Annotated in this window: 1 protein-coding gene; it reads left to right on the forward strand. The window is 65.4% G+C overall.

Annotation, left to right across the window (positions count from 1 at the left end):
• The first annotated feature begins 113 nt into the window (after nucleotides 1-113).
• Nucleotides 114-1,079: an IS481 family transposase gene (locus A9X00_RS21405; RefSeq protein ID WP_067158123.1), complete on the forward strand. Its 966-nt coding sequence runs from the start codon at nucleotides 114-116 to the stop codon at nucleotides 1,077-1,079.
• The last annotated feature ends 15 nt before the right edge of the window (nucleotides 1,080-1,094 follow it).

Below are 1,094 nucleotides of genomic sequence, written 5' to 3' on the forward strand. Positions count from 1 at the left end.
CCCGGCTAGCTGTACCGGGACATGACGTTGGTAGCGGGCGTGTCGGCTTGATGTGAGGAGAACCCCCGGGTGGGGTGTGGCTTGTCTAGGTCCACTACCGTCCGGAGGTTCTCGTGTCCCACCGTAATGCCCGCACCACGTTTCATGGCCGCCTGTTGATGGTGCAGCGGCATCGAGCTGGATGGGCCAAGGCCGATATCGCCACCGCGATGGGCGTGTCGCGTAAGTGCGTGCACACCTGGACCAGCCGGTTCGATGCTGAGGGCGAAGCCGGCCTGCTGGACCGATCGTCGCGACCGCACACGGTGCCCACCTGCACTCCGCGGGCGCTAGAGGACCAAATCGTGGCGTGGCGTCGGCGACACCGCTGCGGGCCTGATGAGATCGGCGCGAAATTGGGAGTCTGTGCTCGCACGGTCTCGCGTGTGCTGCGTCGGCGAGGGGTTCCCTACCTGCGTGACTGTGATCCGATGACGGGGGCGGTGATCCGGGCCTCGAAGGCCACCGCGGTCCGTTACGAACGAGCCCGGCCCGGCGAGCTGGTGCACATGGACGTCAAAAAGCTGGGGCGCATCCCCGACGGCGGCGGATGGCGCGCCCTCGGCCGCGGCGCGGGTGATAATCGAGACCGCAAGCACGGCAGGGGATTTGACTACGTACATTCGCTAGTCGACGACTACTCCCGGCTGGCTTACAGCGAAATCTTGCCCGACGAGAAAGGCCTGACCTGCGCGGCATTTCTCCGTCGCGCCGCCGAGTACTTCCGCCGCCACGGCATCGCCACCATCGAGCGCGTCATGACCGACAACGCCTGGGCCTACCGATACTCCTTGCGTGAGGTGTGCGCGGAGCTGGGAGCCAGCCAAGTCTTCATCAAGCCGCACTGCCCCTGGCAAAACGGCAAGGTAGAGCGCCTCAACCGCACCCTGCAGACTGAATGGGCCTACCGAAGTGTCTTTACCTCCAACAGCCATCGCGCCGCCGCCCTTGCGCCCTGGCTGCAGTACTACAACACTCAACGACGTCACAGCGCACTCGGCGGGCACCCACCCGTCAGCCGACTGCAACCAACCTCATGACCGGGTACAGCTAGC

The sequence above is a fragment of the Mycobacterium sp. 1245805.9 genome (assembly GCF_001672915.1).
Taxonomy (GTDB): domain Bacteria; phylum Actinomycetota; class Actinomycetes; order Mycobacteriales; family Mycobacteriaceae; genus Mycobacterium.